Annotated in this window: 8 protein-coding genes; 3 read left to right on the top strand and 5 right to left on the bottom strand. The window is 75.2% G+C overall.

Annotation, left to right across the window (positions count from 1 at the left end; all coding sequences use genetic code 11):
- Nucleotides 1-79 precede the first annotated feature (79 nt).
- Nucleotides 80-1390, bottom strand: a complete 1311-nt coding sequence (gene ccrA / locus HS045_RS11510) for a crotonyl-CoA carboxylase/reductase (RefSeq protein WP_196451255.1) — start codon at nt 1388-1390, stop codon at nt 80-82.
- Nucleotides 1387-8109, bottom strand: coding sequence for a type I polyketide synthase (locus HS045_RS11505; protein WP_196451254.1), 6723 nt, complete (start codon nt 8107-8109; stop codon nt 1387-1389). The genes ccrA and HS045_RS11505 overlap by 4 nt, the downstream gene beginning before the upstream one ends.
- A gap of 371 nt (nt 8110-8480) precedes the next feature.
- On the opposite strand from HS045_RS11505, the gene HS045_RS11500 reads away from it, so the two are divergent.
- Nucleotides 8481-9716 (top strand): alpha/beta hydrolase family protein, encoded by a 1236-nt coding sequence (locus HS045_RS11500; protein ID WP_196451253.1) that lies wholly within the window; start codon nt 8481-8483, stop codon nt 9714-9716.
- Nucleotides 9717-10093: 377 nt separating this feature from the next.
- On the opposite strand, the gene HS045_RS11495 is transcribed toward HS045_RS11500, so the two are convergent.
- Entirely contained in the window at nt 10094-11062 is a 969-nt protein-coding gene (locus HS045_RS11495; protein WP_196451252.1) for a GntR family transcriptional regulator, read from the bottom strand.
- 321 nt (nt 11063-11383) lie between these two features.
- Here HS045_RS11495 and HS045_RS11490 point away from each other — a divergent pair, with 321 nt between their 5' ends.
- Nucleotides 11384-12394 (top strand): hypothetical protein, encoded by a 1011-nt coding sequence (locus HS045_RS11490; protein WP_196451251.1) that lies wholly within the window; start codon nt 11384-11386, stop codon nt 12392-12394.
- Between the two features lie 106 nt (nt 12395-12500).
- Here the strand turns inward: HS045_RS11490 and HS045_RS11485 are convergent, their stop codons facing one another.
- Entirely contained in the window at nt 12501-13928 is a 1428-nt protein-coding gene (locus HS045_RS11485; RefSeq protein ID WP_196451250.1) for a PLP-dependent aminotransferase family protein, read from the bottom strand.
- An 84-nt stretch (nt 13929-14012) separates the two neighbouring features.
- Here HS045_RS11485 and HS045_RS11480 point away from each other — a divergent pair, with 84 nt between their 5' ends.
- Nucleotides 14013-14330 (top strand): putative quinol monooxygenase, encoded by a 318-nt coding sequence (locus HS045_RS11480; RefSeq protein WP_196451249.1) that lies wholly within the window; start codon nt 14013-14015, stop codon nt 14328-14330.
- Nucleotides 14331-14480: 150 nt separating this feature from the next.
- On the opposite strand, the gene glpK is transcribed toward HS045_RS11480, so the two are convergent.
- The gene (gene glpK, locus HS045_RS11475; protein ID WP_196451248.1) at nt 14481-15998 is read right to left on the bottom strand and encodes a glycerol kinase GlpK; all 1518 of its coding nucleotides are present in this window, start codon (nt 15996-15998) and stop codon (nt 14481-14483) included.
- Nucleotides 15999-16136 lie beyond the last annotated feature (138 nt).

The raw sequence follows: 16136 nt of genomic DNA, 5'->3' as shown, positions 1-16136 counted from the left end.
AGGCGATCGGCCCCCGCCCGGCCTGACCCGCCCGGCAGGCGATCGGTCCTCGCCCGGCCTGACCCGCCCGGCCGGCCCGTCACCTCCGGAAGGTCCTGATCCGGTCCTCGCCGATGCGCTCGCGCAGCCCGTGGTCCTCGATCCCGAGGTCCTCGGCGGGGGCCAGCGCCAGCACGCCGACCTTGCCCACGTGCCGGTTGAGCTGCACGGCGCGGGCCGCCTCGCCGGTCCGCGCCAGCGGGTAGACCGCCGACAGGGTGGGCTGCAGCATGCCCAGCGCGAGCAGCCGGTTGACCTCGTGGCACTCCTGGTAGTTCGCGCCGTGCGAGCCGACGATGCTCTTCAGCTTCATCCACAGGTGCCGGTTGTCGTAGGAGTGCGCGTACCCGCTGGAGGAGCCGCAGGTGACGACGGAGCCGCCGCGCCGGGCCACGTAGACGGACGCGCCGAAGGTGTCCCGGCCGGTGTGCTCGAAGACGATGTGCGGGTCCTCCCCGACCTGGCGGCGGATCTCGGCGCCGAAGGCGCGCCAGGCCTTCTCGTCGTCGAGGTGCTCGAACTGCGCGCGGTTCACGATGTGCTCGCAGCCCAGCCGGCGCAGCAGGTCCGCCTTCTCCTCCGAGCCGACCACGCCGACCGGGATGCCGCCGCCGTTGCGCACCAGCTGCACGCCGTACGCGCCGAGCCCGCCGGCGGCGCCCCAGACGAGCACCACGTCGCCCTGCTTCATGCGGGCGCCGCGCGGGCTGACCAGCATCCGGTAGGCGGTGGAGGCGCACAGCATGTTGCAGGCGGCCTCCTCCCAGCTCAGGTGCCGGGGCTTGGGCAGCAGCTGGGTGGCCTTGACCACGGCGAACTCGGCCAGCCCGCCGTAGTTGGTCTCGAACCCCCAGGCCCGCAGGTCCTCGCCGAGCATCGAGTCGGCGTGGGTGATCGGCTCCTGCACGTCGACGTAGGCGGGCGAGACGACGACCCGGTCGCCGATCCGCCAGCGCCGCACGGCCGCGCCCATCCGGACGACCACCCCGGAGGCGTCCGAGCCGAGCACGTGGAAGTCCCGGTCGTGCCGGGGGTCGGTTCGGCCGAACCGCTCCAGGAAGGCGAAGGTGGGGATCGGCTCGAACATGGCCGTCCACACGGTGTTGAAGTTGATCGCACTCGCCATGACGGCGATCAGCACCTCGTCGGGGGCGAGCTCGGGCATCGGCACCTCGCCGACGTGGACGGACGTCGTGATGTCCTTGTCCACGCCGTCGGTGCCGTGCGGGACCCTGCCGAACACGCCGACCTGGTCCTTGCGGGTGTGGGCCGCCCGGAAGGACGAGGGGACCTCCAGGCGGGCGAGCTCTTCGGGGTCGGCGCCGTCGACGACGGCCTGGGCGAGGGTCATGGCTGGCCTCCAGCGTGGTTGGCGAGGTGAGCGGCGATGACGTCGACGTGGGGCGGGTCGAGCAGGTCGAGGTGGTGCGAGCCCGGGACGGTGACGACCTCCAGGGCCGGGCTGTAGGGGCCGAAGCCCCGGGAGGGGTCGCCGTCGTGGACGTACCGGACGTCGTGGACCGCCCACGGGGTCGGCTCGGTGGAGCGGTAGAGGACCACGCGGCCGGGGTAGACCCCCGGCCGGTAGGCCTCCAGCGCCCGGGTGTCGGCGTGCGAGGTGACCTGGTGGCGCAGGACCGCCTCGCTCAGCAGGCCGGTCACCCCCGAGGCGGCGACGCGCTCCTCGGTGAGCGCGAGCTGCCCGGCCTCGTCCAGGGCCGCCAGTTCCTCGTAGCCGAGCTCGACGGGCACGCCGTACGTCTCGTGCAGGTAGGCGGCGAAGTCGGCGTAGCGGCGGGCGGTGATCCGGATCCGCTCCTGCGGGGACGTCTCGTCCGGCAGGCCGGAGTCGATCATCGCCACCAGCTCGACGTCCCGCGCGCCGAGCCGCCGCGCGGTCTCGAAGGCCAGGACCCCGCCGAACGACCAGCCGCCCAGCCGGTACGGCCCCTCCGGCCGCACCCTCCTGATCTCCGCCGCGTAGCGCTCCGCCCGCTCCGCCACCCCCAGGCCGTCCAGCCGCTCCAGCCCGAACACCACCCGGCCGGCGCCCAGCAGTTCCACCAGCCGCGCGTAGACCTCCGTGGTCCCGCCCGCCGCGTGCGCCAGGAACAGCGGCGTCCCCGTCCCGCTCTCCCCCGCCAGGCAGGCGCGGGCCGCCGGGGTGAGGGGCCGGACGACGTCCCGTGCGGCCTCCTCCCCGCCCCCGGCTCCGGCCCGCCGTACGGGATCGGCCCGCCGGGGATCGGCCCGCCGGGGATCGGCCCGCCGCATCCCGGTCGGCGCCCTCCCGACCGGCTCCCCTCCGGCCGGTTCCCCTCCGGCCGTCACCCCGGATGAGGTCTCTCCGGACGAGGTCTCCCCGGACGCCGCCCCGGACGGGGTCTCCCCGGACACCGCCCCGGCGCGCACGCCGAGCTCCGCGGCCACGGCCGCGGCGACGCCGCCGAGCGTCGCCCCGTTCAGCAGCAGGGCCGCCGGGACGGTCACCCCGAAGTCGAGCTCGACCGCGCCGCGCACCCGGGTCGCCGCCAGCGAATCGAGCCCCGCCTCGGTCAGCACCGTGTCCTCCCGGAGCCCGTCCCGCTCGAAGCCCAGCACGGCGGCCGTCCGCTCGGCGAGCCTGGCCGTGATCGCCGCCACGGCGGCGTCCGGGTCCAGGCCGTCCAGCGTCTCCGCACCCGGCCATCCGGAGCCGCTCCCGGCGTCGTCCCCGGTGCCGCCCGCCGTCCCCGCCACCCCGGCGAAGTACGGCATGCGCGCGATCCCGGGGAAGGCCGCCACGGCCGCCGCCGCGTCCAGACGGACCACCCCGGCCGCGGGCACGCCCCTGGCCAGCAGTGCCTCCAGCGCCTCGACGCCCTCATCGGGGGTGATCGGCGAGACGGCGGGCAGCACCGCCCGCCCCGCCCCGCCGACCTCGGCCCACGTGCCCCAGTTGACGCTCGTCCCGGGCAGCCCCTCCGCCCGGCGCAGCTCGCAGAGCGCGTCCAGCCAGGCGTTCGCCGCGGCGTAGGCCGCCTGCCCCGGCGAGCCGAGCAGCGCGGCGGCCGACGAGAACGCCACCCACCAGTCCAGGCCGGGTCCCCGGGTCGCCTCGTGCAGCGCCAGCCCGCCGCGGACCTTCGCCGACCAGACCCGGCGCAGGTCCGCGGCCCCGACGTCGGCGACCAGCCGGTCGTCCAGCACGCCCGCGGCGTGCACCACCCCGCGCAGCCGCAGGCCGCCCGCGACGGCCGCGGCCACCATCCGCCCGGCCGTCCCCGGCACGGCCAGGTCCCCGGTCACCACCCGGACGTCCGTCCCCAGGTCCCGCAGTTCCTCGATGGCCGCGATCCCCGAGGGCGCCGGTCCCGAACGGCCGCCGAGCACGATCCGCCCGGCTCCCTGCTCCGCCAGCCACCGGGCCACCACCAGCCCCAGCCCGCCGTACCCGCCGGTGATCAGGTAGCTCTCGCCCCGCCGCACCACCGGCGCCGCCGTACCGGGCGGCGGCGGGGCGGGCAGGGGCAGCGCGGCCAGACGGGCGGCCCGGCGGACGCCTCCGCGCCAGGCGACCTCGTCGTCGGAACCCCCGGAGCCCCCAATGTCCGCAGAGCCCCCGGAGCCCCCGGTGCCCGCAGAGCCCCCGGAGCCCCCGGTGTCCGCAGAGCCGCCGGGGCCGGGCGCGCGGCGCGTGCCGGAGGCGCCCGGGGCGGCGCCGATCAGCTCCGTCAGGAGCGCGGCCGGGTCGTCGGCGTCGATCAGGCAGGCGCGCAGACCCGGGTGTTCGAAGGCCAGCACCCGCACCAGGCCGCGCAGGGCCGCCGCTCCGGGATCGGCGCCCTCTCCCGGCAGTACGGCCTGCGCCCGCTCGGTGACCAGCCGCAGTCGCGCACCGGTGCCGGTGAGGCCGCGGACGAGGCGGGTGACGGCGAGCAGCACGTCCTCGGCACCGGCCGGGGCCAGCCCCGCGGGGACCAGCACCACGACCTCCTCGGCGGCCGGTGCCGGACCGCCCGGGTCATCCGCGTCCGGGCCGGGTGCGGGGCGCTGGGCCGGGATGAGGCCGGGACCGGAACCAGGGCCGGGACCGGAACCAGGGCCGGGACCGGAGCGGGGACCGGGACCGGAGCGGGGGCCGGGGGGCGGGCTCTGGAGCAGGGACGCGTGGTGGACGGTGTGGCCCGCGCCCGCGAGGCCGGTGGCGAGCCGTCCGGCCCGCGGATCCCCTTCCGCCGCCACGAGCAGCCAGGACCTGGCGGGGCTCGCCCCGGGACCGGACGGGTCCGGAGCTCCACCGGCCGGAGCTCCACCGGCCGGAGCTCCACCGGCCGGAGCTCCACCGGCCGGGGTCTCCGCCCACACGCGGCCGACCAGCTTGGCCGCGAGCGGGACCGGCACGGCGGTGGCCGGGATCCGCCGGACCCGGACGTCCTCCGGCGTGCCGTCCGGACCGAGGTACCCGATCTCGACGGGCACCGGCACGCCGGACACCGCCGTCGGGAGCCCGCCCGGCATCGGGGATCCGCCCCGCATCGAGGATCCGCCCGGCGCCGCCGTCACGGATCCGCCCGGTGTCCCGGTCGGCCCGCCCGGCGCCGCCGCCGTCCGTCCGTGCAGCCGGGCGGCGAGCTCCGCCGGGCGCGGGACCGCCGTCCCGGTCGGGGGCCCGTCGGTGACGACGGTCGCGGTGCCGTACCGGGTCCAGGTCCCCGCGGCGTTCCTCGCGTCGATCTCCACCTCGCCGCACCGGGTGACGGTGGTGACGACCTCGGCGGGCAGCGGGAGCAGTCCGTCCAGGACGACGTCGGTCAGCTCGGTCCGGCCGCAGGCCTCCGCGGCCGCCGCCTGGGCCAGGGCCGCCACCGCGGCCAGCGGCAGCACCGGCAGGCCGTGGATCCGCCAATGCTCGGGGTCCAGCCGCCAGGGGGCGTCGGCGAGGTCGTCGACGGTCGCGGTCCACACGTGCCCGGCGGGACTCTCGACGTGCGTGCCGAGCAGCGGGTGGGACCCCGGCGGGAGCGCGGTGCGCCGGGCGGCGGAGACCCAGTGGCGCTCGTGCCGCCACGCGGGCCGGGGCAGGTCGGTGACCGCGCCGTACGGGGCCAGCTCCGCCGAGGGCAGCGCCACGGCGACGGCCGCCAGCTGGGCGGCGAACTCCTCGTCGTGCCCCCGGCGGAGCGAGTGCGTGACCACCGCGCCCGCCGGCAGGGTGTCGCGCAGGGCCGCGGCCAGGACCGGATGCGGGCCGATCTCGGTGAAGACGGTGTGCCCGTCCTCGGCGGCGGCCCGGAGCGCGGCCATCAACCGGACCGGGCGGCGGACCCCGGCGGCCCAGTAGGCGGGCTCGAAGACGGGGACCTCGCGGGGGTCGTCGAACACGGTCGAGTAGAAGGGGAGGCCGGGCGTGCCCCCCTCGATCCCGGCGAGCTCCTCGCGCAGCCTCGGCAGGAGCGGCTTGACCTGGGGCGAGTGCCCGGCGCCCTCCGCGGTCAGCGGCCGGGCGAGCAGGCCGCGGGCCGCCACCTCGGCGGCGAGGGCCGCGACCCGGTCGGGGTCGCCGGTGACGACGCACTGCCTCGGTGAGGAGTGCACGGCGACGTGCAGGTCGGCCGGGACCTCCTCGGCCGCCATCTCCAGCACGGCCATCGCGCCGCCGCCGCCGAGGGTGCCGAGCAGCCGGGCCCGGCGGCAGACCACCCGGACCCCGTCCTGCGGGCCGATCCCGCCCGCGACCACGGCGGCGGCGATCTCGCCCATCGAGTGTCCGACCACGGCCGCGGGCCGTACGCCGTGGGAGTTCCAGAGCCGGGCCAGCGCGAGCTGCACGGCGAAGATCAGCGGCTGGGCGGTGGCCACCCCTCCGGGGTCCCGCCCCTCCGCGACGATCTCCTTCAGGGGGATGTCCGCCTCCCGGCGGAAGAGGGGGTCCAGCTCGTCGATCGCGCGGGCGAAGACGGGCTCCAGCGCGTACAGCCGCGATCCCATCCCGGCCCACTGCGCGCCGTACCCGCCGAACACCCAGACGGGCCCCCGCCCGCCGGCCGCCGTTCCGGCCGCCGTTCCGGTCGCCGTTCCGGTCACCGTGCCCACCGCCGTGACCGCCGTACCGGCCGCCGTTCCGGTCGCCGTTCCGGTCGCCGTGACCGCCGTACCGGCCGCCGTGCCCGGAGCGGGCCGCCCCTCGTGCACGGCCCGCAGCCCGGCGGCCAGCTCCCGCGCGTCCCGGGCCACCACGGCGGCCCCGGCCCGGCCCCGCCCGGCGCGCCGGGCGAGTGTGCGGGCCACATCGTCCAGGTCGGCCGTCCGGCTCCCGGCTCGCGCCGCCTCCACCGTTTTCGGAGCGCCCGGGTCGTTCGAGCCGCTCGGGCCGGTCCGGGTGCCGTCGATCCACTCGGCGAGCCGCCCGGCGTGCTCCCGTACCCGGTCCGCCGAGGCGTCCGTCAGCAGGAACACCCGCGCGCCCCGTACCCCGGCCGCGTCCTCGACTCCGGACCGGGCGTCCGCTGGAGCGGCGGGCTCCCGGGGGGCGGCGTCGAGGACGACGTGGGCGTTGGTGCCGCCGAAGCCGAAGGAGGAGACGCCCGCCCGGGGACGCGCGCCCGGTCTGACCGGCCAGGGGGTGGGAGCGGTGACGACCTCCAGCCGGTCCCAGGGGATGTGCGGGTTGGGCCGGTGGAAGTGCGCGCTGGGCGGGACGATCCCGTGGTGCAGGGCCAGGACGGTCTTGATCAGGCCGGTGATCCCGGCGGCGGCCTCCAGGTGGCCGAGGTTGCTCTTGGCCGACCCGAGCAGGACCCGGTGCCCCGGCGGCAGGGCCGCGTCGATCGCCCGCGCCTCGATCGGATCGCCGAGGAAGGTGCCGGTGCCGTGCGCCTCGACGTAGTCCGGCGGTTCCAGCCCCGCGTAGGCCGTGCGCAGCAGCGCCTCCTGGGCCTCGGGGTTGGGCGCGACCAGACCGTTGGAGCGGCCGTCCTGGTTCACCGCCGTGGCGCGCACCACGGCCAGCACCCGGTCGCCGTCGCGCAACGCGTCGGACAGGCGCTTGAGCACCGCCACGCCGCAGCCCTCGGCCCGGACCATGCCGTCGGCCGCCGCGTCGAACGCCTTGCACCGGCCGTCCGGCGCGGTCCCGCCGCCCCGGTCGAACGCCATCGTGACCACCGGTGAGAGCAGCAGGTTCACCCCGGCCGCCAGCGCCAGGTCGCTCTCCCCCTCCCGCAGGCTGCGCACCGCCAGGTCGACGGCCACCAGCGACGAGGAGCAGGCCGTGTCCACCGCGAGGCTGGGCCCGCGCAGGTCGAGCACGTAGGAGAGCCGGTTCGCGGCGATGCTGGACGCCGCTCCGGTCGCCGTCCAGGCGTCCACCCGGGAGACGTCGGCGGTGGTCAGGTAGGCGTACTCGTTGCCGGAGATCCCGACGAACGCCCCGGTACGGCTGCCGCGCAGCGAGCGCGGCGCGATCCCGGCGTGCTCCAGCGCCTCCCAGGCCGTCTCCAGCAGCAGCCGCTGCTGCGGGTCCATGGTCGCGGCCTCGCCGGGGACGATCCCGAAGAAGCCGGCGTCGAACCCGGCCACGTCGTCGAGGAAGCCGCCGTGCCGGGTGGTGGCGGCCAGCGCCTCGGCGGTGCGGGGGGAGCCGTCGCCGAACTCCTCCCACCGGCCCTCGGGGACCTCGCCGACCGCGTCGCCGCCCGCCAGGAGCAGCCGCCAGAAGTCCTCGGGCCCGCGGACGGAGCCGGGCAGCCGGCAGCCGAGGCCGATCACCGCGACCGGCTCGCCCGCCGCGGCCCGCCATGCGACAGGCCGTACGGCCTGCGGGGCGGTGTCCGGGGCGGTGTCCGCCGCGCGCGGGGCCAGACCGCGGGCCAGGCGGTCGATCGTGGGGTGCTCCCAGACCAGGGTGGGCCCCAGCTCCCGGCCGAGCAGCGTCTCCAGCTCCCCCGCCACTGCGACCGCGTCACGCGAGGACAGCCCGAACTCCTCCAGGGGACGGTCGACGTCGACGTCGGCGAGGGGCAGGCGGCAGCGGGCCGCGATCCGCTCCGCGAGGAAGCGGCGGATGTCGTCTTCACCGAGCAGGTCCACGGGGCGACTCCTGAGAACGGCCGAGGTGATCGGCCAACTTACCCAGGGGGTCGGCGGGAGGGATCCCTGGCGGACCACAATCCACCAGGGCGTTTTGTCATGGACGTGACAACGGGCCGGTAGGGTGCCGCAGGCGCGGACGGGTTTGTCGCCGGCGCTCAAGCGGGTCCGGCGATTCGTTGCGGACGCCCATATCCGCGTCCCGCCGCCCGGCCTAAGGTCGCCTCCCACGGCCCTCACCGCCCCGGGCCGGTGGAGGAATGACGATGCGCCCTGTCCGACGCGGACTCCCGGTTCCCTCGGCCCCACTGCCGGCCTCACTGCCGATCCCGCCGTCGACCTCCCGGCCGATCCCGCCGTCGACCTCACTGATGATCGCGCTGTCGGCCTCGCTGCTCCTCGGGCCGCCGGGGACCGCGCACGCCGAGACGGCTCCGGCGGTCGCTCCGGCGGTCGCTCCAGCGGCGGCTCCGGCGGTGAAACCGCGTCCCTCCTCCAAGCCGAGCCCGGACCCGAGCGCGTCCCCGCGCTCCTCCACCGGGCCGGCCTCCGCCGTGAAGGCGGGCCGGAGCCCGGCGGGCCCCTGGCCGGCGGCGCTGCGCGGCGGGGCGCGCGTGGTCAAGGAGCGCTGGTTCGGCCTGCGCATGGTCGACCTCACGATCTCGTCCCCGGCGGTGAACGCCCGGCTCCCGGTGCGGGTGATGGTCCCCAGCGGCTGGTCGAAGCAGGCGCGCCGCACCTGGCCGGTGCTCTACCTGCTGCACGGCGGCGCGGACGACTACACCTCCTGGACCCGGATGACCGACATCGAGGAGATCACCGAGGACCTCGACGCGATCGTCGTGATGCCCGAGGCCGGCCGGGCCGGGAACTACAGCGACTGGCACAACGGCGGCAGGGGCGGCCCGCCCGGCTGGGAGACCTTCCACACCAAGGAGCTGCGCCGCCTGCTGGAGAGCGGCTACCGGGCCGGGACCCGCCGGGCCGTCGCGGGCCTGTCCATGGGCGCCTACGGCGCGATGAAGTACGCCGCCAGGCACCCCGGCATGTTCCGCTTCGTCGGCGCCTACAGCGGGGTCATGTCCACCCGGCTGCCCGGCGTCCCGGACCTGATCATGAACGCCCAGGCCGCCGAGGGCAAGGACCCCAAGGCGCTGTGGGGCGACCCGGTCAGGAACCGGAGCGTCTGGAAGGCCAACGACCCGGCGCACCTGGCCCGGAACCTGCGCGGGACGGGCATCTACATCTCCAGCGGTACGACCAGCCTCCCCGGCGAGCTGGACGCGCCCGGCACCCCCTGGTCGCCCGCCCACCTGAGCGAGCCGGTCTCCGCCTACACCACCAAGGACCTGGTCGCCCGACTCCGCCGGCACGGGATCAGGCCGGTGGTCCACCTCTACCGGGACGGCACCCACAGCTGGCCGTACTGGAGGCGCGAGTTCACCCGCTCCTACCCGATGATCCTCACCGCTCTCGGCCTGTCCCGCGACGAGCAGCCGTCCTCCGACGAGTCCTCCGGCGAGTCCTCCGGCGAGGACCCGTTCGCCCGGGCGGACGCCCGGGGGCTGCCCGCCGGCTCGAAGGAGCCGGTCGAACGGAGCCGCTGACCTGGTGAGCGGCTCCGCCCCCGCCCTGTCCGGCGACCGAGCGGCTCCGTCCCCGCCCTGTCCGGCGACCGAGCGGCTCCGCCCCTGCCCTGTCCGGCGACGAGGCCTTCGACGCGTATGGCCCGTTCGACGGTGTCGGAGCCGTACTCCGTCAGGTGCGTGAACGCCGAACGGGACAGGGTGCAGCCCGACTGATGGCAGCACGTGTGCTGATGGGCGGTGCGCCGGTGTCCGGCGAACAGCACCGGCAGGACTTCGGCCGCCGGGAACGCCTCATCGAGGACCCGGCCGGTGCTCCGCGCAGCGTGTCAGGGGCGTCGTGGAAGGACGGCGGGTCCGTCGCCGCGTCGGAGGAGGCGCGAACCCAGGCCGCCCGATCACCGAGGACGAGCCGCACCCCTGCTCAGCATGACGGCGAACCCGTCGAGATGGCGTGCCAGGATGTGGTCGAACATCCCGTCCAGGTCCGACACCGTCTCCGCGGAGAGCATGGCCAGGAGCGGGAATCGTCCAGTGCTGAGGAGTTCGTCGGCCCGCCTGCGCTGGAGTAGCCACCACCCGTCGAGCGTCACGCCGGTCTCCTGCGCGGCTTCGGTCTCCTCCGACATGGACAGCGCCACGGTGTGGACCAGCGCGGGCAGCGTGAGCGCCTCGCGGATCCGGGTCTCCATGGGCAACTCGAGCTCGTCGAGTGCGCGCAGGGTCCACTCGGTGTGGGCCATCATGTTGGGCACCAGCAAGGGGCGGGTGAACGAGACGGCCCTGGGGAGCCAGAGGTGTCGCCGGGACAGCTCCCATTGCAGGCGAGCGATCAGCTCGAGCTTGGCGCGCCACCCCTCCGGCCCCGGGACGGGCAGCTCCGCTTCGCCGAAGACCTCGTCGGCCATCTGCGTCACCAGTTCGTCCTTGCCCGTCACGTGCCGATACAGCGACATCGGGCCCGCGCCGAGCTCGGCCGCGAGCCGCCGCATGGACACCGCGCCGAGCCCTTCGGCGTCGGCGATCGCGATGGCGGTGCGCAGGACGTGCTTGCGGTTCAGCGAGCCCTTGGGGACGCCGGCCTGCCGCGCCGTCGGCGACGGAGCCGGATCGGCCGGCCGTTCCTGTCGGCTCGCGCGTGCGCTGACCACCGTACCGGCGCCGACCTTCGCCTCGACCAGCCCCTCGTCACGCAAGGCCGCCACGACCTTGGTCGCGGTCGCGACCGCGACACCCCATCGCTGGGCGATCTGCCGGATGGACGGCACGCGATCGCCCGGCCGCAGGTCGCCGGCCAGAATCCGGGTACGGAGCTCCGCGATGATGCGCCGGTAGGGCGGGTCCGGACGTTGTGCGGCCGAGGTCATGAGCGTCTTCCCATCCCTTGACGGTTGTCGCGTGCTTGCCTTCAGTGTACTAGTTCACTATTCAGCACACTAGTACACATATATCGCCTATGAGCGGGAATTTCATCATTTGAGCGCGGTGTTCTCATACGATGTACGCATGACATCTGATACGTCGTACGCATGCATGCGGCGGGCGAGGGCGACAGCCTGGCGAGGGCGTTGGGCGGGGGCCTCGGCATGGCCGACGGAGGCCGCATGAACCGGTCGGGGAGCCGGCTGTCCATCTCGTATGCCGACGTACGGTCGTGGCATCGGCCGCTTACGATCATGGTGGCGGCCATGTCCGCGCTCGTCGTCGTCGCGAGCGTCGGTCTCTTCGCCGACGGTCGCGAGCTCCTGCAACAGTCGATCTGGGCCAAGCCGCTGAAGTTCGGGGCGTCGTTCGTCATGTACGGCGCGACGCTCGCCTGGCTGATACCGAAACTGCGCCGGGCGCGGCGCACGATGTGGACCGCCGGAACGGTCTTCGCCGTCGCCGGGCTGATCGACGTCGGTTTCATCGCGGTGCAGGCCGCCCGCGGCACCTTCAGCCACTTCAACGCCGGCACCGACACGTTCAACCAGATCGGGCAGCGGATCTTCTCCACCGGTGTGTTCGGGCTGTTCGGGACGAGCTTGATCGTCGCCGTCATGCTGCTGTTCCAGCGCATCGGCGATGCGGCGCTCACCTGGGCCCTGCGTGCCGGGATCGGACTGGCCGTCCTCGGCATGGCGCTGGCGTCCTTCATCACCGGGTGGACCTCGTCGGCCGGGCCCCGCACGGTCGAGGACGCCTACGGCAGCCCGGTTCCGCTGGTGGGCGGGCACGGGGTCGGGGCACCGGACGGCGGCGGCATGCCGATCACGAACTGGAGCACCATAGGCGGCGACCTGCGCGTCCCCCACTTCATCGGTCTGCACTCCATCCAGGTGTTCGTGCTCACGGTGCTGGTTCTCACCGCCCTCGCGACCCGGATCGGCCGGCTACGCCACGAACGCGTACGCGCCCGGCTCACCGGGGTCGTCATCCTGGGCTACGGCGCGCTGTTCACCATCACCGCCTGGCAGGCGCTGCGCGGCCAGTCGCTGATCCACCCCGACGCGGCCACCTGGACCGCGCTCGCGGCGACGGCCGTCATGACCGCGGTGCTGGCGGCCCTGGCCGTCACGGCGGCCCACCGCAACGAGTCGGCCCGCCGCAACGAGTCGGCCCGCCGTGCCGAGGCGGTGAGCCGGAGCGAGCCGGTCCGCCGCAGGAAGGCGGCGCACTGCGATGTGAACCGCCCCGGGTTTGATGGAGGCGGTGACTGATCCCGTCCTGCGGGGGCGGACCGTCACCGGCGAGAGAGGCGAGAGATACGCCGTCGTCGCGTTCACGTGACCGACGACGGTACCGCGCGAGGAGCACGGCCTCGCGCTACCGGCGGGCACCGCTTTCGAGCGCCGCCGCGATCTCCGCCGCGGCGAAGGGCGCCCGGGACGGCGAGAGCCGGCCGTACCCGATGACCAGGGCGGGCCGGAGACGGCGGCGGGTGTAGCTCGACAGCGGCATCACGGCCACGCCCCGGCGCTCCAGGCGGTCGGCGACGTCGCGGTCGTCGTGCGCGGGCGGCAGCGAGAGCACCAGGTGCAACCCCGCGGCGATCCCCTCGACGGGACCGGCGTCGCGGATGACGGCGTGGCCGTACAGCGCCGCGAGCACCGCCTCCCGCCGCTCGCGGTACAGCGTGCGGGCGCGGCGCAGGTGCCTGTCGTAGTCACCGGTGCCGATGAGCCGGGCGAGCGCCAGCTGGTCGAACACGCCGGGACCCGCGCCCGACCTCTCAAGGGCTTCGACCACCGGGTCCCTCAGGTGGGCGGGGGGGACCATCCAGCCCATCCGCAGGCCCGGGTGCAGGGTCTTGCTCACGGAACCCAGGTAGGCGACGTTGTCCCGGTCGAGGGCCGCCAGCGCGCCGATCGGCTTGCGGTCGTACCGGAACTCGGCGTCGTAGTCGTCCTCCAGCACGACGGCCGAGCGCTCCGCCGCCCACGCCAGCAGCGCCCGCCGCCGCTCCGCCGACAGCGCGGCGCCGGTGGGGAACTGGTGGGCGGGTGAGCAGAGCACCGCGTCCGCGCCCGTCCGTCTCAGTCTCCCGACGTCGACGCCCTCGCCGTCGACGGCCACCGGTTCGACCGCCAGCCCCGCGTGGGCGGCCGCATCGCCGAGCCGGCTCCATCCGGGGTCCTCCACCGCCAGCCGCGACGCGGAGCGCCGGGCCAGGACGCCGGCCAGCAGCCCCACCGCGTGCGTGGTGCCGCAGGTGACGACCACCTCCTCGGGCGAGACCGCCACTCCCCGGGTCCGTCCCAGGTAACCGGAGACGACCTCGCGCAGCCGCTGCACGCCTCCGGGCGGCGGGAACACGTCCGCGCCCCCGCCGGCCGTGAGGACGTGGTGCATCGCCCGGTTCCAGGCGGCGGCGGGGAAGCGCGCCACGTCGGGCGCGCCGGGCCGGAGATCGGCCACGACCGGCGAGGGCGCCCGCGCGGAGGCCCTGGACGGCGGGACCACCGGTCGCGTGGGCACGTCCGGCGCGTCCGGCGCCACCCGCGTGCCCGACCCCTGCCGTGCCGTGAGGTGCCCTTCGGCGACGAGCTGCACGTACGCCTCGTTGACGACCCAGCGCGAGCAGCCCAGCTCCTCGGCGAGCGCCCGGCTCGGGGGCAGCGCGTCACCGGGGCCGAGGCGGCCCGCCAGAACGGCGGCTCTGATCGCGGCCGTCAGGCGTTCGTGCAGCGCCCGCCCGTCGTCGGGCACGTCGAGGAGAAGACCGGTGATGCGATTGGTCCGGTTTAATGACATTTGAATGGAATGTAGCACCGGACCACTCCGCCGTAACCTCTGGATCGGCCCCGTTCCGGGGCCTGGATCGCGGAGGAGAACACCATGGCACCGACGAACACCACCCCCGTGACCGTCATCGCGCGGATGCGCGCGAAGGCCGGTTGCGAGGCCGCCCTGCACGACGCCCTGACCGCGCTCGTCGCACCGACCCGGCGGGCGCCGGGCTGCCTGGCGTACGACCTGCACACCGAGGTGGGCGAGCCCGCGCGCTTCTGGTTCTACGAGGTGTGGCACGGCTCCGAGGACCACGCCGCGAACCTGGAGTCCCCGCACATCACCGACTTCCTCGGCCGGTCGGCGAGCCTGCTCGACGGTGAGCTGGACGTGCACTTCCTCAATCAGACGAGTCGTTCCGGATGATCGTCGGTGATCGCAGGCGATCAGCGGTCGAGTGGCCGGCCGGGCTTGCGGTCGCGCCGGCGCCGTCCTGCGGGCGGTAGAGCCCTCGGGCGCGGGCCGGCATTCCGCTTCTGGGAGAGTCCGGACGGGCGGGGACGGGTCCCGCGGGGCTCAGTCGACGTCGACCCAGTCCAGGGTCCGGGTGACGGCCTTGCGCCAGCCGGCGTAGCCGCGGGAGCGCTGCCCGTCGGACCAGCCCGGCTCCCAGCGCCGGTCCTCCCGCCAGTTGCTCCGCAGCTCCTCGGTCGACGACCAGAAGCCGACGGCCAGCCCGGCGGCGTAGGCGGCGCCGAGCGCCGTGGTCTCGGCCACGACGGGCTTGGAGACCGGCACCCCGAGGATGTCGGCCTGCAGCTGCATGCACAGGTCGTTGGCGGTGACCCCGCCGTCCACCCGGAGCACGTCGAGCACGACGCCGGAGTCCTGCTGCATCGCCTCGACCACGTCCCGGGTCTGGTAGCAGATCGACTCCAGGGTGGCGCGGGCCAGGTGCGCGTTGGTGTTGTAGCGGGACAGTCCGACGATGGCGCCGCGGGCGTCGGAGCGCCAGTAGGGCGCGAACAGGCCGGAGAAGGCGGGCACGAAGTAGACGCCGCCGTTGTCGTCCACCTGCCGGGCGAGCGCCTCGCTCTGCGCCGCGCCCGAGATGATGCCGAGCTGGTCGCGGAGCCACTGCACCGCCGAGCCGGTGACCGCGATCGAGCCCTCCAGCGCGTAGACCGGCTTGTCGTCGCCGAACCGGTAGCAGACGGTGGTGAGCAGGCCGTGCTCGGAGCGGACGAGTTCCTGGCCGGTGTTGAGCAGCAGGAAGTTGCCGGTGCCGTAGGTGTTCTTGGCCTCGCCGGGGGCGAAGCAGACCTGCCCGACGGTCGCGGCCTGCTGGTCGCCGAGGTCGCCGGAGAGGGGGACCTCGCCGCCGAGCGGCCCGGTCGCCCGGGTCACGCCGTACAGGCCCGGGTGGGACGACGGCTTGATCTCCGGCAGCATCGCGCGGGGGACGCCGAAGAACGAGAGCAGCTCGTCGTCCCAGTCCAGCGTCTCCAGGTCCATGAGCATGGTGCGGCCGGCGTTGGTCGGGTCGGTGACGTGCACGCCGCCGTCGGGGCCGCCGGTGAGGTTCCACAGCAGCCAGGTGTCGGTGGTGCCGAAGATCGCGTCGCCGGCCTCGGCCGCCGCCCGCACGCCGTCGACGTTCTCCAGGATCCACTGGATCTTGCCGCCGGAGAAGTAGGTCGCCGGGGGCAGCCCGGCGCGGTGCCGGATGACCTCGCCCCGGCCGTCGCGGTCCAGCGCGGCGGCGATCCGGTCGGTCCGGGTGTCCTGCCAGACGATCGCGTTGCAGTACGGCCTGCCGGTCCTGCGGTTCCAGACCAGCGTGGTCTCCCGCTGGTTGGTGACGCCCAGCGCGGCCAGGTCGGAGGCGGCCAGGTCCGCCCGGTTCAGCGTCGTCTCGATGACCGACCGGGTCCGCTCCCAGATCTCGGTGGGGTTGTGCTCCACCCAGCCGGACCGCGGCAGGATCTGCTCGTGCTCCAGCTGGTGCCGCGCCACCTCGTTGCCGCCGTGGTCGAAGATCATGAAGCGGGTGCTCGTCGTCCCCTGGTCGACGGCTCCGACGAAATCGGGCATGGATCGCACTCCTCGGACGGGATCGGCTGCTCGGACGACTCCGTGCGCGCCCGCACCGGCACGCACGGTCCCCGGATCATCTTCGGCCCGCGCGCACCGGGCCACAAGGACCCCTCCGGCCGCCGCGCGGCACGGACA

The sequence above is a fragment of the Planomonospora sp. ID82291 genome, assembly GCF_015711645.1.
Lineage (GTDB): Bacteria > Actinomycetota > Actinomycetes > Streptosporangiales > Streptosporangiaceae > Planomonospora.
This window is presented reverse-complemented; position numbering and strand designations above follow the sequence as displayed.